The following is a 21,525-nucleotide window of genomic DNA, read 5'->3' as shown; positions in this document are numbered from 1 at the left end:
CGGGAGTTGCGATCGACAGGGCGCCTCGACGAGGCGCCCTTTTTCATGGGTGTCAGTCGCCTCGGGTGCGACGCCACCACGGACCGCGGGCGGTCGCAGGCCCGGCGTCGCCGGAGCCTTCGTAGGCGCGCGCGGCGGGCGCATGCAGCTCGACCTGCGTGCCGATGCCGGGCTGCGAGTCCAGCCGGTAGGCGACGCCCGCCAGTTCCGCGCGTTCCCGCATGCCCGACAGGCCCCAGTGGCCCGGGCGGCCGCCACGGGCTTTCACCTCGTCCGGCACGCCGACACCGTCGTCGCGCACGAACAGGGTGAAGCCGGCATCGCCGTAGCGGAGCACGACCTCGATGCGCCCGGCCTGCGCATGCTGGAAGGCGTTGAAGATCGCCTCGCGCGCGATCAGGCAGATCGACGCCCCCAGTGCCGGCGCCAGTGGACGCGGCGTGCCGTCGACGGTCAGCTCGAAGGCCGCGCCGTGGGTATGCGAAAGCTCGCGCCCGAGCGCCTGGAGCGTCTGCTCCAGCCCATTGAGGTCGGGCGGCGGCAGGCGCAGGTCGGTGACGCGATCGCGGCCTTCGATCAGCAGCGCGTCGGCGTCGACCAGCACGCGCTCCATAGCCGCGCGTTCGGTGCCGGGCAACCGGCGCGCGATCGCCTCGAAGCGCAGGATCAGGCCGTAGACGCCTTGCAGCAGCGTGTCGTGCAGGTCCCGCGCGATGCGCTCGCGTTCCTGGATGCGGGCGGCCAGGCGGTCCTGCTCATGGGCGCGGCGCTGGCGGCCGCGCAGCGCGGCCAGGCCGACCAGGAGCGCGATGCCCGTGACCACGGCCGCCGCGCGGAAACCGGCGTGCTGCGTCAGCGTCGGCGCGATCTCGAAGCGCAGGATGGCCGGCGTGGCGCTCCAGGGGCCACGGTCCTGCGAGGCCTCGACGCGGAACTCGTAAGCCCCCGGACCGAGGTTGGTATAGAAAGCCGCGCGTCGAGCACCCGCGTCCTGCCAGTCGCGATCCTGGCCGACCAGCCGGTAGCGGAAGCGGGTGCGCTCGGGCTGGGCCAGGCTGATCGCGGTGTAGGCGATCTGCAGGTCGCGGGTGCCGGGCGCGAGGCGCAGCACACCGTCCGCGCCGGCCGCGACCGGCTCGCCGTGCACCGACAGCCGGTGGATGTCCACCGGTGGCGGCGGGGATTCGCCTTCGGCCAGGCGCCGCGGATCGATGCGCACGATGCCGTTGCTCAGGGAGAACCACAACAGCCCGTCCGGCGTGCGGACCGCGGTGCGCAGCGGCCACGACTGTTCGGCGCGACCGGTCAGGCCGTCGATCAGGTCGAAGCGGCGGCCGGCCGGGCGCTGCGCCGCTGCGGTCGCAGGGGACAGTGCGCGCCGGACGTCGTCGGCACGCAGCCGGGTGATGCCGTTCGCGCCGTTGAGCCAGAGCTCGCCCTCCGGTGTCTCGACGATGCCCGACACGCCGTCCAGCGCGTCGGCATCGGCCAGGCGCAGCGGCGGGAAACCGGGCTCGGACAGCAGCTGGACGCCGCGCTCGCCGCCGATCCACAGGTGCGTGCCCTGGCGCGCGATGACCTTGATCGCGCCGATCTTCAGGCCGTCGGCCGGGGTGATCCGGGTGGTCTGGCCGGCCTCGTGACGCAGCAGCGTGCCGTCGGAGTAGCCGATCCAGATCCGGCCCTGCGCGTCGGCGGCGATGGCGTCGGGCCCATTGCGCGGGAAGGGGCCCGAGCCCGACAGGCGGGTGGTCTTGCCGTCGACATGGCGCATCAGCCCGTAGCGGTGACCGTTGAACCACAGCGCGCCGGCGGCGTCCTCGGTGATCTCGAACACGGCCGCCGGCCAGGGCTGGCCATCGGGCGTCGGAACAGGCTCGAAACGGTCGCCTTCCCGTTTCCACAGGCCGGTGCGGCCGCCGACCCAGAGCCGCTGGCGGCTGTCGACGAAGACCGCGGTGAAGGTGGTCATGCCCGGGTCGGTCGGCACCGTGCGGGGCGTGGTGTCGCCGGGCGCGAGGCGCTGGACCGAATCGCCGGCGGCGACCAGCAGCCCCCCGGATCCGTCCACCGCCATCGCGATGCTGGCGCCGCGGTTGGGCAGCTCGACGCGATCGACCGCCGCGCCGCGGAAGCGGTCCAGCCCGCCGTTGGTGCCGACCCAGATCGCGCCGTCGCGGTCCTGGAAGACGCGCATCACCAGTTCGCCGGAGAGGCCCTTGTCCGTGCCGAGGAACTGGTGCGAGGTGTCGCGGGTCGACCTGTCAGGGCGTGCGGCCGCGCTGGCCGTTGCGGCGGCGCTCGCGGGAGAGCGAGCGGCAACCGCCGCGGGATCGATCCGGTTGAGTCCGTCCCTGGCGCCGTACCAGAGCCGGCCAGCCTGGTCGAAACCCGGCATGAAGAAGCTCCGCGGGACCGGCAGCGGCCGGGCGACCGTGCCGATCGCGTCGGCGGCGGCACCCGATCCGGTCGCGGCGCTGGCGCCTTCCCCCGGCAGCGGCAGGCGGAAGAAGCCGCGCACGGCGGCGGAGGTGTCGTTGGCCCAGGCGCGACCGTCGGGTCCGATGACCAGCTGGGTCTGGCCCAGCGACGGCACCTCGGTGGCGACGAACCGGGCGGTTCCGGCCGGCCGGACGAAGACGGTGCGATCGGTGACGCACCAGACGTTGTCGGCGGCGTCGACGGCCACCGACATCGCGATCGGCGCATGACCGCTGCCGTCGTCGAAGCCGGAGGCCGGATCCATCGCGACCCAGCCCTTGCCCTGGCGCTTGAGCAGCGATCGGCCGGTGGCGACCCAGAGGGTGCCGTCGCGCTCGGCGGCGAAGGCGCGGGTGGAGGTGACGAAATGACCGGTGGCCGGCTCGACCTGGACGATGCGGCCCTGGCGGACCAGGGCGAGGCCGCCTTCCAGCAAGCCCACCCACAGGCCGTTGTCGGGGGTCGCGAAGAGCGACAGCACCTGGCGGCTGGGCAACTGCTCGCCGGCGATCGTGTCGAAGCGCTCGAAGCGCAGGCCGTCGAAGCGGAACAGGCCGCTGCCGGTGCCCAGCCAGAGGTAGCCGTCGCTCGTCTGCGCGATCGCCATCACCGGCCCGGGCATGCCGTCCTTCAGGCCCCAGCTGGTGTGCTGCAGGTGGGCCAGCGGCTGCTCCGAGGGCGTCGAGGACTGGGCGTGCGCAGTGGGGCTGGCTAGCGCGAGGGCCGCGGCGAGCGCCAGGGCCTGCGGCAGGCCGGCGCGGACAACGGCGGGGGGGCGCGGCGGGCGCGGCGCTTGCATCGAGGGCGGGATCAGGACGGGCATCGAGGACGGAAAGGCGGGGGAGGCACTCGGAAGCGCGCGAATTGTGCCTGTGCGGCCAGCACGATCGTGCTGGCGCCGACGAGTGCCGTCAGACCACCCGGCCGGGGTTCAGCAGCCCCCGCGGATCCAGCGCCTGCTTGATCTGGCGCATCAGCTGCAAGGCCACCGGGCTCTTGCGCTGGGCGAGCTCGTCGCGCTTGAGCTGGCCGATGCCATGCTCGGCCGAGATCGAGCCGCCGTGGGCGACCACCTGGTCATAGACCAGCGCGTTGACCGCCGCCTCGTGCGCGCGCAGGAAGTCGGCGGGCGCGGTGCCCTCCGGCGCCTGGACGTTGTAGTGCAGGTTGCCGTCGCCCAGATGGCCGAAGTCCACCAGCCGCGAGCCCGGGAAGCGCTCCGCCAGCAGCTGGTCGCAGCGGTCGACGAAGTCGGGGATCCGCGAGACCGGCAGCGCGATGTCGTGCTTGATGTTCAGGCCTTCCTCGCTCTGCGCCAGCGGAATGGACTCGCGCAGGTGCCACATCGCATGGCTCTGGGCCAGCGTCTCGGCCACCGCCGCGTCGTCGATGACGCCGCGCTCCAGCGCGTCCTCGAGCAGGCCCTCGAACTGCGTGCGGGCGTGGGTCTCGCCCTCGCTGTCCGACAGCTCCAGCAGCACCGTCCAGGGCCGCGGCCCGAGCGGCTGCGCCAGCTGCGGAAAGTGCTTGCCGACCAGCGCCAGCGACAGCGCGTTCATCACCTCGAAGCCGGTCAGCGCCGCGCCGCAGCGCGCCTGCGCCAGGCCCAGCAGCGCGACCGCGTCTCGCAGCGTGTCGCAGGCGGCCAGGGCCGTCATCCGCGCGAGCGGCAGCGGATGCAGCTTCAGCGTCGCGGCCGTGATCACGCCCAGCGTGCCTTCCGAACCGATGAAGAGGTCGCGCAGGTCGTAGCCGGTGTTGTCCTTGCGCAGGCCGGAGAGGCCGTCCCAGACGGTGCCGTCCGCGGTCACCACCTCCAGGCCCAGGCACAGCTCGCGTGCGTTGCCGTAGCGCAGCACCTGGGTGCCGCCGGCATTGGTCGCCAGGTTGCCCCCGATGGTGCAGCTGCCCTCGGCGGCCAGGCTCAGCGGGAACAGCAGGCCGGCGTCGCGCGCCGCCTGCTGCACCTGCTGCAGCACGCAGCCGGCGTCGACGGTCATGGTGAGGTTGGCGGGATCGATCTGACGCACGCGGTTCAGCCGCTGCAGGCTCAGCAGCAGCTGCGTGCCGGAGTCGTCCGGCACGCCGCCGCCCACCAGGCCGGTGTTGCCGCCTTGCGGGACCAGCGGCACGCCATGCGCGCGCGCGATCGAGACGACGGCGGCGACCTGCGCCGTGTCGGCCGGCCGCACGACCGCGAGCGCGCGGCCCGCGTAGCGCTTGCGCCAGTCACGCTCGTAGCCGGAGAGGTCGTGCTCGCCGGGCAGCAGGACATGCGCCGGGCCCAGGCAGTCGCGCAGCGCTTCGATCAGCGCGGCGCTCATGCGGCGTCCTTCATCGATCCGGCGTCCGCCGCACGCGCCTCGGCCAGCCGCAGGCGGATCTGCGCCGCGCAGGCGATGAAGATCGTCAGCGACAGGGCGACCTCGATCCACGCCAGCGCCATGCCGGCGCCGCTTTCGGAGGTGCCGCGCACCAGGCCTTCGGTCGTGTAGAGCCAGATCATCAGGCTGACCCAGCGGTAGGTGTAGAGGCGATAGCGCCACAGGCCGGGCAACGGCAGCAGCAGCGGCACCGCCTTGATCGCGAGGGTGCCGCGTCCGGTCGGCGCGAGCCAGAGCTCCCAGGCCAGGCAGACCAGCGCCAGCGCCAGCGTGGCGAGGCATGCGACCTGGCGGCTGCTGCGCTCGCGGGCGGTGGGCTCGGTGCGGGTGGTCGGGGGCCGGGCGGTCGTCGCGGACGCGGGTGGCGCGGTCGGTGTCATCGCGAGGCGATCCGCAGGGCGGCGAGGGTTGACATGGCTGGCATCATAGCCAGCATGTTGAGGGAACCTAGCAGTGATCAGGCGCCGCCGCAGAGCTGGCGCGAGGGCATCCGCGAGCTCGGGCGGGAGCTGTTGACCTGGCCTTATGCGCGCACGCTGCGCCTGTTCGTGCTGCGCTTCCGCGAGGAGCGCCTGGGGCTGACCGCCGGCAGCCTGACCTTCACCACGCTGATCTCGCTGGTGCCGCTGCTGACCGTGGCGCTGGCGCTGTTCACCGCGTTCCCGATGTTCTCCAGCTTCCAGTCGGCGCTGGAGAAGTACTTCCTCAAGTCGCTGATCCCCGACAACATCGCGCGCCCGGTGCTGATGTCGCTGACCCAGTTCGCGGCCAAGGCCAACCGGCTCGGCGTCGTCGGCCTGATCGTGCTGGCGGTGACGGCGCTGTCGCTGATGCTGACGATCGACCGCACGCTCAACCAGATCTGGCGGGTGCAGCGCCCGCGCCCGATCGCGCAGCGGGTGCTGGTGTACTGGGCGGCGATGACGCTGGGCCCGCTGCTGCTGGGCGGCAGCCTGGCCGTGACCAGCGTGCTGATCACCTACAGCCGCGATCTCGTCGACAACATGCCGCGCGGACTCGTCGTGCTGCTCAACAGCGTGGACCTGGTGGTGCTGTGGGGCGCGATCGCGGCACTCTTCCATTACGTGCCCAACACCGACGTGCGCTGGCGCCACGCGCTGACCGGGGCAGCCTTCGTCGCGGTGGCCTTCCACCTCGCCAAGCAGGCGCTGGCCTGGTACGTGAAGCAGGTGCCGACCTATTCGACGCTCTATGGCGCCTTCGCGGCGGTGCCGATCTTCCTGATCTGGATCTACGTCGGCTGGTCGATCGTGCTGCTCGGCGCGATCCTGGCGGCCAATGCGCCGGCCCTGGCGGGTGGCGTCAGCGTGCGCCGCAATCGACCCGGCATGCAGATGGCGCTGGCGCTGGACGTGGTGCGCGAGCTCGATGCCGCGCGCGCGGGCGGGGAGTCGGGGCTGTCGATGCTCGCGCTGTCGCAGCGCCTGTGCGTCGATCCGCTGCAGCTCGAGCCGGTGATCCAGCAACTGCAGAAGCTGGACTGGGTCGGCCGACTCGAAGAGGAGGGCGCCCAGCGCGTGGTGCTGCTGTGCGAGCCGACGTCGACGAATGCCGAGCCGCTGATCCGCGCGCTGCTGGCCGAGCGCCAGCCCGGGCTGGGGGAACTGTGGGAGCAGGCGGCCTGGGGGCGCGCCACGCTGGGCGCGCTGATCGAGCGGCCGGCCTCGGCGGCTACCGCCACAGCGTGACGGCGGCGCCGCCGATCACCGCCAGCAAGGCGACGATCGAATAGACCGCCCGCCGGTAGGGCGGCTTGGGCCGGGTCGCGCCGGTGGGCTTCATGCCGTACTTGGGCGTCGCGCCCAGCGGCAGCGCGGCCTTGTCGATCAGCGGCTGCGCGCGGTGCTCGCGGGCGCGCTGCTCGGCCACGCGCAGGCGCGCCGAACCGTCGAGCAACTGAAGCTGCTTCGCCTGGGTTTCGGTGTCGACGGTGGCTGGCTGGGTCGGGGTGGGGATGTGGGGATGCTTCTCTGAAAACGAGCGTTGCTGCATGTGGACTGCCTTGACTGCAATACGCTCCCTCGCCTCCGCGAATCGGGCGATTGTCTCGACGGCGACGCGCCGGTCAAGTAACAGGAGGTGATCGGGGCGGTCCGGTGCGATCAGGCGCGATCAGGCGTGCAGCACCACGAGCAGCGCCGTCGCCGCCTTCTTCGACAGGTTGCGGATCGCATGCGCGCCGTCCACCGCATAGCGCGCGGTCTCGCCGGTCTTGGCGAGTTGGCGGCTACCGCCGGCCGTGACTTCGAGTTCGCCGGCCAGCACGCTCAGGTGCTCGCGGGAGCCGGGCTCGTGCGCCGCCGACTCGAGCGCGCCGCCGGGCTGCACCGTCAGTTCGTACCACTCGAAATTGCCGGCCAGGTCGATGGGGCCGAGGATGCGCAGCCGGCACAGGCCATCCGGGCTCGACAGCGCCGGCGTCGCATGCGAGGCGACCACCTCGATCGGCGGTGCGGCGGGCCGCTCGCCGCCCAGCAGCTCCGACAACTCCACCCGCAGCGCATTGGCAAGCCGCCACACCACGGCCACCGTGGGATTGGCCTGGTTGCGCTCGATCTGCGAGAGCATCGACTTCGACACGCCCGCCCGCCGCGACAGCTCGTCCAGCGACAGGCCCTGCGCTTGCCGCAGCGATTGCAGCGTCGCGCCGACGCGGGGAGGTTCCAGTTTCTCGGAAGGATTGGCGGACATCGGCGGCGGGGCGAGGGAAGTCGGAGCGGAAGACGTCGCCTTGACCGGCCTCGGCTCTTCCTTGATACTGCACGGCTGTTCGATATAACGAACGCGTTCGATTTAACGGATTGTGCCGCAGGAGCACCGCATGACCAACATCGCCCCCTCGTCGTCCTTGCCGTCCACCGACGACTTCTACCGCCATCTGCAGAACGAGCTGCAGGGCATCCGCGACGCCGGCCTCTACAAGAACGAACGCATCATCACCAGCCCGCAGGGCGCTGTCGTCAAGACGCGGGACGGGCGCGAGGTGCTCAACCTGTGCGCCAACAACTACCTGGGCCTGTCCTCGCATCCGAAGGTGGTCGAGGCAGCCCACGAGGCGCTGCGCACCCATGGCTACGGCCTGTCGTCGGTACGCTTCATCTGCGGCACGCAGGACATCCACAAGGAACTCGAGCAGCGCCTGGCGCGCTTCCTGGGGACCGAGGACACCATCCTCTACGCCGCCGCGTTCGACGCCAATGGCGGGCTCTTCGAGCCGCTGCTGGGCGAGCAGGACGCGATCATCAGCGACGAGCTGAACCACGCGTCCATCATCGACGGCATCCGCCTGTGCAAGGCCAGGCGCTTCCGCTACAAGCACAACGACATGGCCGACCTCGAGGCGCAACTGGCGGCGGCCCGCGCGGCCGGCGCGCGTCATGTGATGGTCTTCACCGACGGCGTGTTCTCGATGGACGGCACCATCGCGCAGCTGGACAAGATGCGCGAGATCACCGACCGCTTCGGCGCGCTGCTGGCGATCGACGAATGCCATGCCAGCGGCTTCATGGGCAAGACCGGCCGCGGCACCCACGAATACCGCGGCGTGTTCGGCAAGGTCGACATCATCACCGGCACGCTGGGCAAGGCCCTGGGCGGCGCGTCGGGTGGCTTCACGACCGGCCGCAAGGAAGTGATCGAGCTGCTGCGCCAGCGCTCGCGGCCCTACCTGTTCTCCAACACGGTGGCGCCCAGCATCGTCGGCGCATCCATCGCGGTGCTGGACCTGCTCGAGGGCAGCACCGCGCTGCGCGACAAGCTCGAGGCCAACACCAGCTACTTCCGCGAGGCCATCCAGCAGGCGGGCTTCCAGATCAAGCCGGGCACGCACCCGATCGTGCCGGTGATGCTGTTCGACGCGGACAAGGCGCAGCAGCTCAGCGCGCGCCTGCTGGAGCTGGGCGTGTACGCGGTCGGCTTCTTCTATCCGGTGGTGCCCAAAGAGCAGGCCCGGGTGCGGGTGCAGATCTCGGCGGTGCATGAGCGCGAGCATCTGGAGAAGGCGGTGGCCGCCTTCGCGCAGGCCGGCCGCGAACTGGGCCTGGTGAAGTAAGCCGTCGTCGCAGCGAGAGAAGCAGAGAGCCCATGACCAAGATCCTGTTGATCGGCGCGAACGGCCAGATCGGTTCCGAACTGGCGGTGGAGCTGGCCAAGCGCCATGGCAACGCCAATGTGATCACCAGCGACGTGGCCCCGCAGGGTCGCGTGCCGCAACTGACCCACGAGATGCTGGACGTCACCGATGCGGCCGCGCTGGCCGCGGTGGTCAAGCGCCACGGCATCACCCAGATCTACCACCTGGCCGCCGCACTGTCGGCCACCGGCGAGAAGCATCCGATGTGGGCCTGGGACCTGAACATGAAGGGCCTGCTCAATGTGCTGGAGCTGGCGCGCACGGCGAAGCTGGAACGCGTCTTCTGGCCGAGCTCCATCGCCGCTTTCGGACCGCAGACGCCCAAGCGCGACACGCCGCAGACGACGGTGATGGACCCGACGACCATCTACGGCATCTCCAAGCTTGCCGGCGAGGGCTGGTGCCGCTGGTACCACGCCAATCACGGCGTGGACGTGCGCAGCCTGCGCTATCCCGGCCTGATCAGCTGGAAGACGCCGCCCGGCGGCGGCACGACCGACTATGCGGTGGAGATCTTCCACGAGGCGCTCAAGCACGGCCGCTACACCTGCTTCCTGAAGGAGGACCAGGCGCTGCCGATGATGTACATGCCGGATGCGCTGCGGGCGACGATCGAGTTGATGGAAGCACCGGCGGAGCGCATCACCGAGTGGGGCAGCTACAACCTCGCGGGCGTGAGCTTCACGCCGGAGCAGATCGCCGCGTCGATTCGCCGCCGCATCGCGGGCTTCACGATCGACTACGCGCCGGACTTCCGCCAGAACATCGCCGCGAGCTGGCCGCAGTCGATCGACGACAGCGTCGCCCAGCGCGACTGGGGATGGAAGCTGGGCTACGACCTGGATGCGATGGCCGACGACATGCTGGCGTCGTTGAAGGCGCGGGCGGACCAGCCGGCCGTCGCCGCGCAGGCCTGAGGGCGTAGAGTCGCGGGCTGTCCTCACTTCCCTCTGCGCTCCCGTGTCCCGACTCGCCGCCGAATTCCAACGTCTTTACGCCGCCGGTCCTGACGGCGCACTGCGCGCGCTCGTGCTCGACGTGGGGCGACCGTCGGACTGGGAGCTGCTCGCGGAGGTGTGGCGCGGCGTGCAGCTGGACCTCGCACTGCCGGCGCCGGCCATCGCGATCGCCGGCGAGAACAGCTACCAGCTGTGGTTCTCGCTGGAGCGAGGCTGCGCGCCGGAGGCGGCGGCCGCCTTCTTCGATGGCCTGAAGTCCCGATACCTGGCGGGCATCGCGGACCCGCGCGTGCGCTGCCTCACCGAGCCGCCGGCGATGCCGACCGAAGTCCGGGAGGGCCAGTGGTCCGCGTTCGTCGCACCGGATCTCGCGCCGGTGTTCGTCGAGGCGACCTGGCTGGACATCCCGCCCGGCGCCGAAGGCCAGGCGGATCTGCTGAAGTCCTTGAAGTCGATCACGCCGCAGGCCTGGGAAGCGGCGCTGGCGGCGCTCTCGCCGCACGGGCCGCAGGACAACGGCAGCACGCTTCACGGCGAGGACGCAGACGGGCGATCGGCTCCGCAGACGGCGCGAGAAGCGCCACGGGCCACGCCGTCGATCGCCACGCCGCCGGCGGCCCCAACGAACTTCACCGACCCCCGTGCGTTCTTGCTGCACGTCATGAACGACACGACGCTGCCGATGACGATGCGGATCGAGGCGGCGAAGGCCTTGCTGGCGTCGCCGTCTTGACTCAGACCGGCATCAGAACGGGATCTTCCCCGTCCAGATGTCCTTGTACATGACCCAGTCGCCCATGAAGCTGTAGAGCGGGCGCTTGAACGAGGCCGGCTTGTTCTTCTCGAAGCCGAAGTGTCCGACCCATGCGAAGGCATAGCCGCACAACAGCCCGACCAGGATGAAGCCCCAGCGCTGCGTCGCCAGCGCGTAGGCCAGGCAGGCCAGCCCCAGCGTGGAGCCGACGAAATGCAGTCGGCGGCAGGTCCGGTCGCGGTGCTCGCCCAGGTAGAACGGATAGAACTCGGCGAAGCTGCGCATCGCCTTCACGCGGTCCGTGCCGGCGTCCGGCTCGTGCGGCGCATGGGGCAGGGGGCTGGTGCTCATGGGCGTCTCCTGGCGCGGCCTTCGCGGGGCCGTCTGCGGGGTGAGGGACTCACCGTACGGCGCTCAACCGAGCGCCGCCTTCAGCGCATTCAACATCCCTTCCGGCGCCTCGGTCATCAGTGAATGCCCGGCGGGCAGCGTCTGCACCCGGGCGCCCAGCCACTCGGCCAGTGGCTTCGCCGCCTTGGGCGGCGTCATCGCGTCCTTCGCGCCCAGGATCAACTCGGCCCGCACGCCGGCGGCGGCCAGCTTCGCGGCGGCGTCGGGCGCGCCCTGGTAGCGATCGCAGACCAGGAAATCATGTTCGAACAGGTTGCCCCGCTCGTTGTAGCCGTCCTGCATGCGCTCCATCAGCGCGAGATTGCCGCCGTGCAGCCAGGCCCCCGGGCCCGGATAGGACGGCTTGCCGGCCGTCGTCGCGTGCGAGAACGCATTGACCATCGCCATCGCTGCCCGTGGCCGTTCCCGAGAGGTGCTCAGCAGCGCGTCGGAGACCTTCATCGGCCAGGCCGTGCCGACCATCGCCAGCCGCGCCACGCGCGCCGGACGCCGCGCCGCGGCCTCGAGCGCGATCAGCGATCCCATCGAATGCCCGACCAGCGCGACCGCACCGTCGCCGGTCACTCCGGCGGCGTCCAGCAGCGCGTTGATCCAGTCGCCGAGCGTCTCGACGTCGCCGAGCGCCGGGCCCTCGCTGCGGCCATGACCGGGCAGATCCACTGCCAGCACGCCGCGCCCGTGGTGAGCGAAGTAGCGGGCCAGCAGCGTCCACACGCTGTGGTCATGCAGGGCACCGTGGATGAACACGACGACGGGCAGGGCGGCGTCGAATCGCTTGCCGCCGGTGTAGGCATAGGCCGGGCGGCCCTGGACGTTCAGCTTCATCGCGCTCATTTGGACGCCACCTTCAATGCGGACTTGAGGTCGGCGATCAGATCCTCGGGGTCCTCCAGGCCGATCGACAGCCGGATCGTCCCGGCGCCGATGCCCGAGGCGGCCAGTGCCGCGTCGTCCATGCGGAAATGGGTCGTCGACGCCGGATGGATCACCAGCGACCGGGCATCGCCGACATTGGCCAGATGGGAGAACAGCCGCAGCGACTCGATGAAGCGCCGGCCGGGTTCTCGGCCGCCCTTCAGGTCGAAGCTGAACACCGCGCCAGCGCCCTTGGGCATCAGGCGCTGCGCCAGTGCATGGTCGCGGTGCGAGGGCAGGCCGGGATAGTTGACGCGCTCGACGATGTCCTGCGACTCCAGGAACTCCGCGATCCGCTGGGCGTTGCTCACATGACGCTGCATCCGCAGCGGCAGCGTCTCGATGCCTTGCAGCATCAGCCAGGCGGTGTGCGGGCTCATGCAGGCGCCGAAGTCGCGCAGGCCCTCGCGGCGCGCGCGCAGCAGGAAGGCGCCGACCGTGCTTTCCTCGCTGAAGACCATGCCGTGGAAGCCGTCGTACGGCTCGCAGAGCTCGGCATAGCGGCGGCGGTCGCCGCTGGCCGCATGCGCGCGGTCCCAGTCGAAGCGGCCGCCGTCGACGAGCAGCCCGCCCACGACGGTCCCATGGCCGCACAGGAACTTGGTGGCCGAGTGATGGACCAGGTCGGCGCCCAGCGCGATCGGCTGCTGCAGGTAGGGCGTCGCGAAGGTCGCGTCCACCAGCAGCGGCCGATGTGCCTCATGGGCGATCTGCGCGATCGAGGGGATGTCCAGGACGTCCAGTCCGGGGTTCCCCAGGCTCTCGCCGAGCAGCAGCCGGGTCTCCGGCCGGATCGCCGCGCGCCACGCGTCGAGGTCGCCGGGCCGCACGAAGGTGGTGGAGATGCCGAAGCGCTTGAGGGTGTAGTGCAGCAGGTTGTGCGAGCCGCCATACAGCGCGCTGGAGGCCACGATGTGGTCGCCGGCGCCTGCGATCGTCGCGATCGCCAGGTGCAGCGCCGCCTGGCCGCTGGCGGTGGCGATCGCGCCGACGCCGCCGTCCAGCGCGGCGATGCGTTCCTCCAGCACTGCGGTCGTCGGATTGGACAGTCGCGAATAGACGTGACCGCTGCGCTCCATGTTGAACAGGCCGGCGGCCTGCTCGGCGCTTTCGAACACGAACGAGGTCGTCAGGTGCAGCGGCACCGCGCGGGCGCCGGTGCTCGGGTCGGGCGCGGCGCCGGCGTGTAGCGCCAAGGTATCAAAGCCCGGGTCGGAAGGACCTGACATTGGGGGTCTCCTGCTTGTTATGCGGTGTGGTGAGGTCTGGCGCCGGGCATTGTGTGCTATGTTGGCAGCCAACTTTTCCTCATGTTTTTCTCAGGCGACCATGAAAGTCTCCGACATCCTGCGCGTCAAGGGCAGCACGCTCTTCACCGTCTCTCCCGACACGCCGTTGGCGCAAGCCGCCGAGACCATGGCCGAGCGCGACATTGGTTCCCTGGTGGTGATGGAGTTCGGTGACCTGGTGGGCATGCTCACTTTCCGTGAGGTCATCCAGGCGGTGGTGGGCAATGGGGGCAGTGTCGGGACGCGGCTGGTGCGCAGTGTCATGGACGACGCGCCGCTGACCTGCACGCCGGAGACCGAGATCGACGAGGTGCGCCGGATGATGCTGGGCCGTCACGCGCGCTACATGCCGGTGCTCAACGGCAAGCAGCTGATGGGTGTGATCTCGTTCTACGACGTCGCCAAGACGGTGGTGGATTCGCAGGACTTCGAGAACCGCATGCTCAAGGCCTACATCCGCGACTGGCCATCCGAAGACAGCCCCCCCGCCCCCTGACGGCCGAACAAGAAAACGCCCCGCAGCCGCGGGGCGTTCTTCTTCAAGTTCTCCCGGCCTCAACCGTCGAGGCGGCACCAGATGTGATGCCTGCCGCGGTGCCGGGCTGGGATGCGCGGCTAGGCGCGGACCGGAGCCATAGCGGCGCTATGGCGAGGATCCGCAACGCCGCCGCGCGCCCAGCCCGGCGCCGCGGCGGGCGTCACATCCAGGCGACGCCGTAGTAGTCGTAGACCTTGCGGCCGTACTCGTCGGTGTACTCGGGCCGTTCGGTCTGGGCATAGCGCGGGGCCTTCTCGAGCTGGTCTTCGCGCAGCGGCACGACGTAGCCGTCCAGGCTGGTGTCGTACTTCAGCATGTTCCACGGAATCGGATACCGGTCGGTGCCGATGCCCATGAAGCCGCCGAACTCGAGCGCGGCATACCGGACGAGGCCGGAGCGCTTGTCGATCACCAGGTTGTCGATGGTGCCGAGCTTGTCGCCGTTGCCGTTGTAGACCTTCGTGCCTTCGACGCGGTCCGAAGCGATGGTGGTGCTGGCCATGAGGGGCTCTCCTAGTCAGTTGCGATACAGGCAGTGCGGCAAATCGCGTGCCCCGCCGGCCTGCGATCCACCCGCTAGCCCCTGCCAGCCGCCGCCTTCCCCGTACGCGAAGCGACCGGGAATTTCCCTTGCCTGAACAAGGGAACCTTTCATCGCCGCGTCGCGGCTCCAAGCATGCTCAAGCTGCCCACCGCCGTCCGTGAAGCCGTCGAGATCGTCAGCGAAGCCGCGCAGGGCTGGAGCGACGACAACGCGCCCAGCATGGGCGCGGCGCTGGCCTACTACACGCTGTTCTCGATCGCGCCGCTGCTGCTGATCGTCATCAGCGTGGCCGGGCTCGTGTTCGGCGAACAGGCCGCGCGCGGCGAGGTGATGGCGCAGCTCTCGGACCTGCTCGGCACGCAGGGCGCGATGGCGGTGGAGGACCTGCTCAAGCGGGTGAACCGGCCCGACGAGGGCGGCTGGGCCGCCGCGATCGGCACCGTCGTGCTGCTGGTCGGCGCGACCTCAGTCTTCGCCGAGCTGCAGAACTCGCTCAACCGCATCTGGAAGGCGCCGCCGGTGCGCAGCGGCCCCGTCTGGAAAAGCCTGCTGACGCTGCTGCGCAAGCGGCTGCTGTCGCTGGGGCTGATCCTCGGCCTGGGTTTCCTGTCGATGGTCTCGATGGTCGCGAGCGCCGCGCTGGCGGCCATCAGCAAATGGTGGACCGGCTGGCTGGGCGCGGAGTTCGTGCTGCTCGCGCAGGTGCTGAACGCGACGCTCGCCTATGCGCTGATCACCGTGATGTTCGCCGTCATCTACAAGTGGGTGCCGGACGTCCCGGTGCGCTGGCGCGATGTCTGGGTCGGCGCGCTGATCACTTCGGCGCTGTTCAGCCTGGGCAAGACGCTGATCGGGCTCTACATCGGCCGCAGCGGTGTCAGCTCCGCCTACGGCGCGGCCGCCTCGCTGGTGGTGATGATGCTGTGGGTCTACTACTCGACCCAGGTCTTCCTGATGGGCGCCGAGCTCAGCTGGGCCTTCGCCAAGCGGCACAGCCTGCGGGAGCAGGCCGCCGCCACCGCGGCCCGCGCCCTCCATGCCGGCTGATCGGGCATGACGGGAATGCCCGATGAACACGGGCATCCCGGCCGACGGGGGCCTCGGTCGCCGGCATGAGGTTTGCCTTGTTCCGTTGTGGATTCGGCGGCATCGGCCGCCGGGTTTGTACAACCGGCGAAACGCCTGAAAGGATGTGCCATGAACCAGTATGGGCAACGAGGCAGACAGGATCAGCGTCAGGACAACCAATGGGGCCAGGGCGACCGCGATCGCTCGCACTACGGCGCCCAGACCGGGAGTTCGCGCGGTCAGGACCGTTCGCGCGACGACCAGCAGGCGGCCTACCAGGGCTCCAGCTTCCAGGCGGACCGCGAGGACACCCGCGGCGGCTCCTACGGCGGCGGTTACGGAGGCAGCTACGGCCAGGGTCGCGACGAGCGCGACGACTACCGCCAGGACTACCGCAGCCACGGCGATTTCCAGAGCCAGGGCGGCTATCGCGGCGGCTATGAGAACGAAGGCTGGGGCGGCGATCGTGGGCGCTCGATGAGCGGCAACTACGGCGGCGGCAGCCAGGGCGACAGCGGTGGCTATGGCGGTTACAGCGGGTCGGGCGACTACGGCAGCCGCAGCTACGGCGCGTCCAGCGGCTACGGGCGCGACAGCAGTGGCTCCGGCGGCTATCGCGACCAGGGACCGCGGCATGAAGGCTGGCGCGAGGATGCCGGCCGCCGCGGCGACTATGGCGGCATGGCCGGCTCCAGCTCGAGCAGCAGCTATGGGGCGTCGCTCGGCGAGCATTACGGCGGCAGCCAGGATTCGCAAGGGCGCAGCCTCGAGGGACGCGGTTATCCGGGCAGCGGCCAGCGCGGCGGTTATGGCGGCCAGCAGGGCAGCTATGGCGGGTCTGGCAGCTACGGCGGGTCGGGTAGCTACGGCGGGTCCGGCAGCTACGGCGGGTCGGGCAGCTATGGCGGGTCCGGTGGCTACGGCGGCGAGCAGGGTGGCGACTACGGCGCCCAGTCGCAACGCCGGCAGCATTACGACCCGGACTACGAGCAGTGGCGCGCCGAGCAGATGCGCAGCCTCGACAACGACTATCACGGCTGGCGCCAGGACCGCTACCAGAAGTTCTCCGAGGACTTCAACAAGTGGCGCTCGGAGCGCGCCTCGCGGCAGGGCTCGTCCAGCGGCACCGGTTCCTCGTCGTCGGGACAGTCGATGAGCCAGCAGGACACCAACGACGCGACGCGCTTCGGGCAGGGCGGCAACACCCTGGGCAGCGGCACCGGGACGCATGAGAGCGGCCTGTCGACGTCGAGCGGCTCGTCGAGCCTCTCCAGCGCCTCCACCGGCGCCACGCCGGGCGCCTCCAGCAGCACCACGCCGGGAGCTTCCAGCAGCAGCACCACGCCGGGGTCGTCGTCCAGCTCTTCCGGGTCGTCGTCCAACAAGACCAAGTGAGTCCGGGCTGAGGCGCGCGTCGCGGGCGGTCACCGGACGCGAGCGGGTGATCACGCGGCAAGCCGCGTGAATGCTCGTTGTCGGTGCGGCATGCCGCTTGCCGCGCGAGCCTCATGATCGCGACGAGCCTCGAACAGCGCGCCCGCCCGCCAAGTCCCCCGGGACCCGGCGAGGCGGGCGTTCCCGTGCTCGACGGCACGGCGCCGATCGATGCACGGTCGCTGGCCGAGGCCCGCCACCGCCGCTGGTGCAATGTGCGCCGTGTGCTGCTGGTGAGGCTCGACGGCGTGGCCGGCGTGCTGGCCTCGACGGCCGCCTTCGCGGCCCTGCACGAGACGATGCCGTGGACGCAGCGCACGCTGCTCGCCGCGCCCGAAGCGCTGGCGTTGCGGCCCCACCTGCAGGCGGTCGACGAGGTGCTCACCTTCAATGCCCCCTGGACCGCCGATGGCGCCGCCGCGCTGAACGCCGAACCGTCGACGATGCGCGGCGATGCCGAGATGCACCTGGTGCGCAAGCTGCGTCGCAGCCACTTCGACGCGGCGGTGCTGTTCGCCGCCTCGTCGCAGGCGGCATTGCCGGCGGCGCTGCTGTGCCGGATGGCGGGCATCCCGCTGACGCTGGCGCAGGTGCGTGAGCCGGCGCATGGGCTGCTCAGCGATGAACTGCTCGGCGAGGACACCGCCCAGGACGACACCCGTCGCCAGCTCGATCTGGTCGCCCATGTGGGCATGCGCACGGCGGATGAGCGGCCACGGCTGCGGCTGCTGCCCAAGGACAGCCACCAGATGAGGAACGCCTTGCAGCAAGCCGGGCTGCGCTTCGGTCAGCGCTACCTGCTGGTGTGCCCGGGTGGCGGCGGCCCGCGGTACTGCCCGGTGGCGGCTTACGCCGCGGCGGTCGATGTGCTGATCGACACCTGGGCCGACGACACCGCGGTGGTCCTGTGCGCGCGGCCGGGCGACGAGGCCGCCTTGGCCGAACTCCGTGCCGCGATGCCCGCCCGGGGACAGGTCTTGCCACCGGTCGCCTCGATCGGCGAACTCGCGGCGCTCGCCGCCGATGCCCGCGTGATGATCGCCGCGGACGACCTGCCGCTGACGATCGCCGCCGCGGCGCGCGTGCCGGCGGTGCTGCCGGGCCAGGCCCTGCGACGAGAGGCGACGTTCTCCTGAACCCGAGGCGCGCGTTCCGGGCGACGCTCCCCTACGTGTTCTCAAACGGTCCCGCTCGTGTTCGCACGGGCGGCATCCCGTCCGAAAACCACCCGCGGGTGTCCCGAAAAACGGTGCGAAATCGTCACCGAACGTTCCGCCGGGCATGACGGTTGCCCTTGTCGCGGGCTGCGCGCGGACGCGCGGCGCCCGCGTGGTCGGACGGATGTCCGGGCCGCGCTCGATCCCCCGATCGAACCCCGTCTTTCTTCACAGGAGGTTTTTCATGCACCTGCGCAAGCTCGCCTGGGCGATGCCGCTGATGCTGGCCGCGACTGCGGCCCAGGCGGACAGCTCCGGCAGTTTCCTGGAGGGTGCCAAGCTCGCGGCGCTGAGCCGACCGGAGGCTGCGGCCCCGGCGCACAGCCCCTCCCACCGCCACCCGGCCAGCGTCAGAACCGCCTCTCCAGCCCAGACGCCGGTCTTGCAGACAGTCGCCCCGCCCAGCCCGTCTTCCGCGATCGACACGGAAGACGAGCCCGGCGACGCCAGCTTCGAGATCCGCAATTTCTTCACCCTGGTCGTCGCCTTGGCCTTGGTGGGATGGATCCAGCGTCGCCGTCGGGATGTCTGACCCGACCTTCCCTTGGCCGGCACCGGCGCGGTCCGCTGACCGCCTCCCGGTGCCGTTTTCATGCGCCATTGTTCGGATGTCGTGCGTGCCTGGTTGATGATCGCCAGGTCGTCACCGGAATTTTTTTCAAATGAACTCGGGCAGGGGCTGGCAAGCCGGCCGCTTGCTGCAAGAATGAGTTATCTCGGTTCGACAGACATTCATCACGGATCGTCGAACCCCACGCCCAGGCGTGTTCCCTCCCACACACAAGGATGTACCGGTGACCCATGCGTTGATCGTGGATGACGATGTCGATTCCGTCGCCACCCTGCAGGAACTGATTGCGAGCGAGAAATTCACCGTGTCGGTGGCCCACACCTTGCGCGATGCCCGGCGGCACATCGCGCTGCAGCAACCCGATGTGGTGCTGCTCGACCTGCAACTGCCCGACGGCAACGGGATGGAGCTGTTCCAGGACCCGCAGCTGGTCGCCAATTCCGAGGTGGTGCTGATCACCGGCCACGCCAGCCTGGACACTTCGATCCAGGCGCTGCGCCTGGGCGCCGCCGATTACCTGGTCAAGCCGATCAACATCACCCAGCTGCAAGGCGTGCTGTCGCGGGTGATGAAGCCCGCCGCGCTCCAGGCGGAGGTGTCCGAGCTCAATGCCAACCTGGCACAGAGCGGCCACTTCGGCCTGCTGTGGGGCCGCACCCAGCCGATGCAGCGGATCTACGAGCAGATCTCGCGCGTGGCCGGCACCAGCGTGTCGGTCTTCATCAACGGCGAGAGCGGCACCGGCAAGGAGCTGGTGGCGCAGACCGTCCACGACCTCAGCCGTCGCCGCAAGAAGCCCTTCCTGGCGGTCAACTGCGGCGCGATCTCGCCCAACCTGATCGAGAGCGAGATCTTCGGTCACGAGAAGGGCGCCTTCACCGGCGCGGACAAGCAGCACGAAGGCTTCTTCGAGCGCGCCAGCGGCGGCACGCTGTTCCTGGACGAGCTGACCGAGATGCCGATGGAGCTGCAGGTCAAGCTGCTGCGCGTGCTCGAGACCGGCCGCTTCATGCGCGTCGGTTCGACCACCACGCTGGATGCCGACGTGCGGGTGATCGCCGCGTCGAACCGGCCGCTGCTGCAGGCGGTGCAGGCGGGCAAGCTGCGCGAGGACCTGCTGTACCGCCTGAACGTCTTCCCGATCGAGATGCCGCCGCTGCGCGACCGCCTGGACGACGTGCCGCTGCTGGCCGACCACTTCCTGCGCCAGATCGCGGCCAAGGAGGGCAAGAACAAGCGCTTCACCGCGAAGGCGCTGGCGCAGCTGCAGACCTACCACTGGCCGGGCAACGTGCGCGAGCTGCGCAACGCGGTCCAGCGCGCGTATGTGATGGCCGCCGGCGACATCGTCGACGAGCAGTGGCTGCCCAAGGGCGAGGGCGCCGATGTCCAGGCCACGGCCGCCTCGGCCGCGGCGGTGACCAGCTTCGGCGCGGCGTCCGGCGCGCCCGCGCCGGCGCCCGCGGTGCCGACGGTGGTCGCGGCTTCGGGCGAATCGTCCGGTCCGTCGATCACGATGCCGCTGGGCAGCTCGATGGCGCAGGTCGAGAAGGCCTTCATCCTGGCCACGCTGCAGCACTACAAGCATCACAAGGAGCAGACGGCGGCGGTGCTCGGCATCAGCCTGAAGACGCTCTACAACCGGCTCAAGGAGTACGCGGCGGAAGACGCAACGGCCGCCGACAAGGCCGCGCAGTAGGGCGCCTGCGCGGCCCGCCGCGCGGCTCGGCATGCGACCTGCCTGGGGAAGGCAGGAGGACGAGCCGATGGGACTGCGCTGGGTATGTGATGAGGAACCGGGCCTGCGCCGCGTGCGCGCGGCCCATGGCTTCCGGTATGTCGATGCGGAGGGTCGTCCGGTGAAGGACGAGGCCACGCTGCGGCGCATCCGCGCGCTGGCCATTCCGCCGGCCTATGTGGACGTCTGGATCTGCGCCCGCGACGACGGGCACATCCAGGCCACGGCGCGCGATGCGCGCGGGCGTAAGCAATACCGCTACCACGCCGACTGGATGGCCCTGCGAGGCGAGAACAAGTTCGGTCTGCTGATGGACTTCGGCCATCGCCTGCCGCGGCTGCGCCGACAGGTGCAGCGGCGGCTGCGCGAGGGCGGACTCGATCGCGAGCGGGTGCTGGCGGCGCTGGTGCGGCTGCTCGACCGCACCTGGATGCGCATCGGCCATCGCGAATACGCCCGGAGCAACGGCTCCTACGGCCTGAGCAGCCTGCTGTCGCGCCACGTCAAGGTGAAGGGCGACGCGCTGCTGCTGAGCTTCCCCGGCAAGAGCGGCGTGCGGCACCAACTGGCCGTGCGCGACGACCGCGTGGCGGCGCTGGTGCGCCGCTGCCGCGACCTGCCGGGGCAGGAACTCTTCGGCTACGAGGACGAGGCCGGCATCGCGCACCGCATCGACGCCTCGGATGTGAACGACTGGCTCGCCGAGGCCGGTGGGCCGACCTGCAGCGCCAAGGTGTTCCGCACCTGGCATGCGAGCGTGCTCGCGCTCGACCTGCTGCTGGCCCATGCGCGCGCCGGCACCGCGCCGGTCGATGCGCTGAAGCAGACGGTGAAGGACGTCGCCGCGCGCCTGGGCAATACCGCCGCGGTCTGTCGCAAGTCCTACATCCATCCCGCCGTGCTGGACTGGGCGCAGTCGGACCGACTGGCCGCCTTGCCCGCACAGCGTTGGATGAAGGCGCCGCCAGCGTTGGCGGGGCTCAGTGTGGCCGAGCGGCGCCTGCTGGGGCTGCTGCGGACGCAGCCGCGGGTGGCGATCGCTACGCCGATGCCGGCGCCGTCGGCGCGG

General features: G+C 70.5%; 20 protein-coding genes. 11 read left to right on the top strand and 9 right to left on the bottom strand.

Going from position 1 to position 21,525, the window contains the following annotated elements; translation table 11 throughout:
• Positions 1-52: 52 nt before the first annotated feature.
• From CS062_RS08470 to CS062_RS08460, 3 genes are all read right to left on the bottom strand, one after another.
• A complete protein-coding gene (locus CS062_RS08470) occupies positions 53-3,280 on the bottom strand; it encodes a sensor histidine kinase (RefSeq protein ID WP_158238712.1) in 3,228 nt (1,075 codons plus the stop codon).
• A 112-nt stretch (positions 3,281-3,392) separates the two neighbouring features.
• Positions 3,393-4,805 carry an FAD-binding oxidoreductase gene (locus CS062_RS08465; RefSeq protein WP_099861184.1) on the bottom strand — a complete coding sequence of 471 codons (1,413 nt, stop codon included), beginning with the start codon at positions 4,803-4,805 and terminating at the stop codon, positions 3,393-3,395.
• A complete protein-coding gene (locus CS062_RS08460; protein ID WP_099861182.1) occupies positions 4,802-5,245 on the bottom strand; it encodes a DUF2069 domain-containing protein in 444 nt (147 codons plus the stop codon). The genes CS062_RS08465 and CS062_RS08460 overlap by 4 nt, the downstream gene beginning before the upstream one ends.
• Positions 5,246-5,299: 54 nt before the next feature.
• On the opposite strand from CS062_RS08460, the gene CS062_RS08455 reads away from it, so the two are divergent.
• Positions 5,300-6,574: a YihY family inner membrane protein gene (locus CS062_RS08455; protein WP_233217981.1), complete on the top strand. Its 1,275-nt coding sequence runs from the start codon at positions 5,300-5,302 to the stop codon at positions 6,572-6,574.
• Here CS062_RS08455 and CS062_RS08450 read toward each other — a convergent pair.
• Both CS062_RS08450 and CS062_RS08445 read right to left on the bottom strand, forming a co-directional pair.
• A complete protein-coding gene (locus CS062_RS08450; RefSeq protein ID WP_091724808.1) occupies positions 6,558-6,878 on the bottom strand; it encodes a hypothetical protein in 321 nt (106 codons plus the stop codon). The genes CS062_RS08455 and CS062_RS08450 overlap by 17 nt on opposite strands.
• 120 nt (positions 6,879-6,998) lie before the next feature.
• A complete protein-coding gene (locus CS062_RS08445) occupies positions 6,999-7,577 on the bottom strand; it encodes a helix-turn-helix domain-containing protein (protein ID WP_099861178.1) in 579 nt (192 codons plus the stop codon).
• 130 nt (positions 7,578-7,707) lie between these two features.
• Between CS062_RS08445 and kbl the strand changes: the two genes are divergently transcribed.
• Genes kbl through CS062_RS08430 form a run of 3 tightly spaced genes read left to right on the top strand, consistent with a single transcriptional unit; the run spans position 7,708 to position 10,710 of the window.
• Positions 7,708-8,937, top strand: a complete 1,230-nt coding sequence (gene kbl, locus CS062_RS08440) for a glycine C-acetyltransferase (protein ID WP_438270466.1) — start codon at positions 7,708-7,710, stop codon at positions 8,935-8,937.
• A 32-nt stretch (positions 8,938-8,969) separates the two neighbouring features.
• Positions 8,970-9,935 (top strand): NAD-dependent epimerase/dehydratase family protein, encoded by a 966-nt coding sequence (locus tag CS062_RS08435; protein WP_099861177.1) that lies wholly within the window; start codon positions 8,970-8,972, stop codon positions 9,933-9,935.
• A gap of 43 nt (positions 9,936-9,978) precedes the next feature.
• Complete coding sequence (locus CS062_RS08430) at positions 9,979-10,710, top strand: hypothetical protein (RefSeq protein ID WP_143742285.1); 732 nt, start codon at positions 9,979-9,981, stop codon at positions 10,708-10,710.
• A gap of 12 nt (positions 10,711-10,722) precedes the next feature.
• Here CS062_RS08430 and CS062_RS08425 read toward each other — a convergent pair whose 3' ends face one another.
• The 3 genes from CS062_RS08425 to CS062_RS08415 all read right to left on the bottom strand — a co-directional run bounded on the left by CS062_RS08425 (position 10,723) and on the right by CS062_RS08415 (position 13,286).
• Positions 10,723-11,082, bottom strand: a complete 360-nt coding sequence (locus CS062_RS08425) for an Mpo1-like protein (RefSeq protein WP_099861173.1) — start codon at positions 11,080-11,082, stop codon at positions 10,723-10,725.
• A 63-nt stretch (positions 11,083-11,145) separates the two neighbouring features.
• Complete coding sequence (locus tag CS062_RS08420) at positions 11,146-11,967, bottom strand: alpha/beta fold hydrolase (protein WP_099861257.1); 822 nt, start codon at positions 11,965-11,967, stop codon at positions 11,146-11,148.
• A 5-nt stretch (positions 11,968-11,972) separates the two neighbouring features.
• Positions 11,973-13,286: an O-acetylhomoserine aminocarboxypropyltransferase gene (locus CS062_RS08415; protein ID WP_099861171.1), complete on the bottom strand. Its 1,314-nt coding sequence runs from the start codon at positions 13,284-13,286 to the stop codon at positions 11,973-11,975.
• 100 nt (positions 13,287-13,386) lie between these two features.
• Between CS062_RS08415 and CS062_RS08410 the strand changes: the two genes are divergently transcribed.
• Positions 13,387-13,842 (top strand): CBS domain-containing protein, encoded by a 456-nt coding sequence (locus CS062_RS08410; protein WP_099861169.1) that lies wholly within the window; start codon positions 13,387-13,389, stop codon positions 13,840-13,842.
• A 202-nt stretch (positions 13,843-14,044) separates the two neighbouring features.
• Here the strand turns inward: CS062_RS08410 and CS062_RS08405 are convergent, their stop codons facing one another.
• Complete coding sequence (locus tag CS062_RS08405) at positions 14,045-14,386, bottom strand: PRC-barrel domain-containing protein (protein ID WP_091724800.1); 342 nt, start codon at positions 14,384-14,386, stop codon at positions 14,045-14,047.
• A 174-nt stretch (positions 14,387-14,560) separates the two neighbouring features.
• Between CS062_RS08405 and CS062_RS08400 the strand changes: the two genes are divergently transcribed.
• The 6 genes from CS062_RS08400 to CS062_RS08375 all read left to right on the top strand — a co-directional run.
• The gene (locus CS062_RS08400; RefSeq protein ID WP_099861167.1) at positions 14,561-15,475 is read left to right on the top strand and encodes a YihY/virulence factor BrkB family protein; all 915 of its coding nucleotides are present in this window, start codon (positions 14,561-14,563) and stop codon (positions 15,473-15,475) included.
• A gap of 150 nt (positions 15,476-15,625) precedes the next feature.
• On the top strand, positions 15,626-16,891 hold the full coding sequence (locus CS062_RS08395) for a hypothetical protein (protein WP_099861165.1): 1,266 nt from the start codon (positions 15,626-15,628) through the stop codon (positions 16,889-16,891).
• Between the two features lie 185 nt (positions 16,892-17,076).
• Positions 17,077-18,066: a glycosyltransferase family 9 protein gene (locus tag CS062_RS08390; protein WP_158238711.1), complete on the top strand. Its 990-nt coding sequence runs from the start codon at positions 17,077-17,079 to the stop codon at positions 18,064-18,066.
• A gap of 265 nt (positions 18,067-18,331) precedes the next feature.
• Positions 18,332-18,679: a hypothetical protein gene (locus CS062_RS08385; RefSeq protein WP_099861161.1), complete on the top strand. Its 348-nt coding sequence runs from the start codon at positions 18,332-18,334 to the stop codon at positions 18,677-18,679.
• A 262-nt stretch (positions 18,680-18,941) separates the two neighbouring features.
• Entirely contained in the window at positions 18,942-20,417 is a 1,476-nt protein-coding gene (locus CS062_RS08380) for a sigma-54-dependent transcriptional regulator (protein WP_099861159.1), read from the top strand.
• Between the two features lie 67 nt (positions 20,418-20,484).
• A partial coding sequence (locus CS062_RS08375; RefSeq protein WP_099861158.1) for a DNA topoisomerase IB occupies positions 20,485-21,525 on the top strand: 1,041 nt, incomplete at its 3' end.

Source organism: Roseateles chitinivorans (assembly GCF_002761755.1).
Lineage (GTDB): Bacteria > Pseudomonadota > Gammaproteobacteria > Burkholderiales > Burkholderiaceae_C > Roseateles > Roseateles chitinivorans.
This window is presented reverse-complemented; position numbering and strand designations above follow the sequence as displayed.

Excerpts from the sequence above, each read along its gene's own strand:
- CS062_RS08415 (WP_099861171.1), bottom strand. The coding sequence starts at position 13,286 with ATGTCAGGTCCTTCCGACCCGGGCTTTGATACCTTGGCGCTACACGCC.
- CS062_RS08420 (WP_099861257.1), bottom strand. The coding sequence starts at position 11,967 with ATGAAGCTGAACGTCCAGGGCCGCCCGGCCTATGCCTACACCGGCGGC.
- CS062_RS08460 (WP_099861182.1), bottom strand. The coding sequence starts at position 5,245 with ATGACACCGACCGCGCCACCCGCGTCCGCGACGACCGCCCGGCCCCCG.
- CS062_RS08435 (WP_099861177.1), top strand. The coding sequence starts at position 8,970 with ATGACCAAGATCCTGTTGATCGGCGCGAACGGCCAGATCGGTTCCGAA.
- CS062_RS08385 (WP_099861161.1), top strand. The coding sequence starts at position 18,332 with ATGCACCTGCGCAAGCTCGCCTGGGCGATGCCGCTGATGCTGGCCGCG.
- CS062_RS08425 (WP_099861173.1), bottom strand. The coding sequence starts at position 11,082 with ATGAGCACCAGCCCCCTGCCCCATGCGCCGCACGAGCCGGACGCCGGC.
- CS062_RS08470 (WP_158238712.1), bottom strand. The coding sequence starts at position 3,280 with ATGCAAGCGCCGCGCCCGCCGCGCCCCCCCGCCGTTGTCCGCGCCGGC.
- CS062_RS08450 (WP_091724808.1), bottom strand. The coding sequence starts at position 6,878 with ATGCAGCAACGCTCGTTTTCAGAGAAGCATCCCCACATCCCCACCCCG.
- CS062_RS08410 (WP_099861169.1), top strand. The coding sequence starts at position 13,387 with ATGAAAGTCTCCGACATCCTGCGCGTCAAGGGCAGCACGCTCTTCACC.
- CS062_RS08405 (WP_091724800.1), bottom strand. The coding sequence starts at position 14,386 with ATGGCCAGCACCACCATCGCTTCGGACCGCGTCGAAGGCACGAAGGTC.
- CS062_RS08400 (WP_099861167.1), top strand. The coding sequence starts at position 14,561 with ATGCTCAAGCTGCCCACCGCCGTCCGTGAAGCCGTCGAGATCGTCAGC.
- CS062_RS08455 (WP_233217981.1), top strand. The coding sequence starts at position 5,300 with ATGTTGAGGGAACCTAGCAGTGATCAGGCGCCGCCGCAGAGCTGGCGC.
- kbl (WP_438270466.1), top strand. The coding sequence starts at position 7,708 with ATGACCAACATCGCCCCCTCGTCGTCCTTGCCGTCCACCGACGACTTC.
- CS062_RS08395 (WP_099861165.1), top strand. The coding sequence starts at position 15,626 with ATGAACCAGTATGGGCAACGAGGCAGACAGGATCAGCGTCAGGACAAC.
- CS062_RS08465 (WP_099861184.1), bottom strand. The coding sequence starts at position 4,805 with ATGAGCGCCGCGCTGATCGAAGCGCTGCGCGACTGCCTGGGCCCGGCG.
- CS062_RS08445 (WP_099861178.1), bottom strand. The coding sequence starts at position 7,577 with ATGTCCGCCAATCCTTCCGAGAAACTGGAACCTCCCCGCGTCGGCGCG.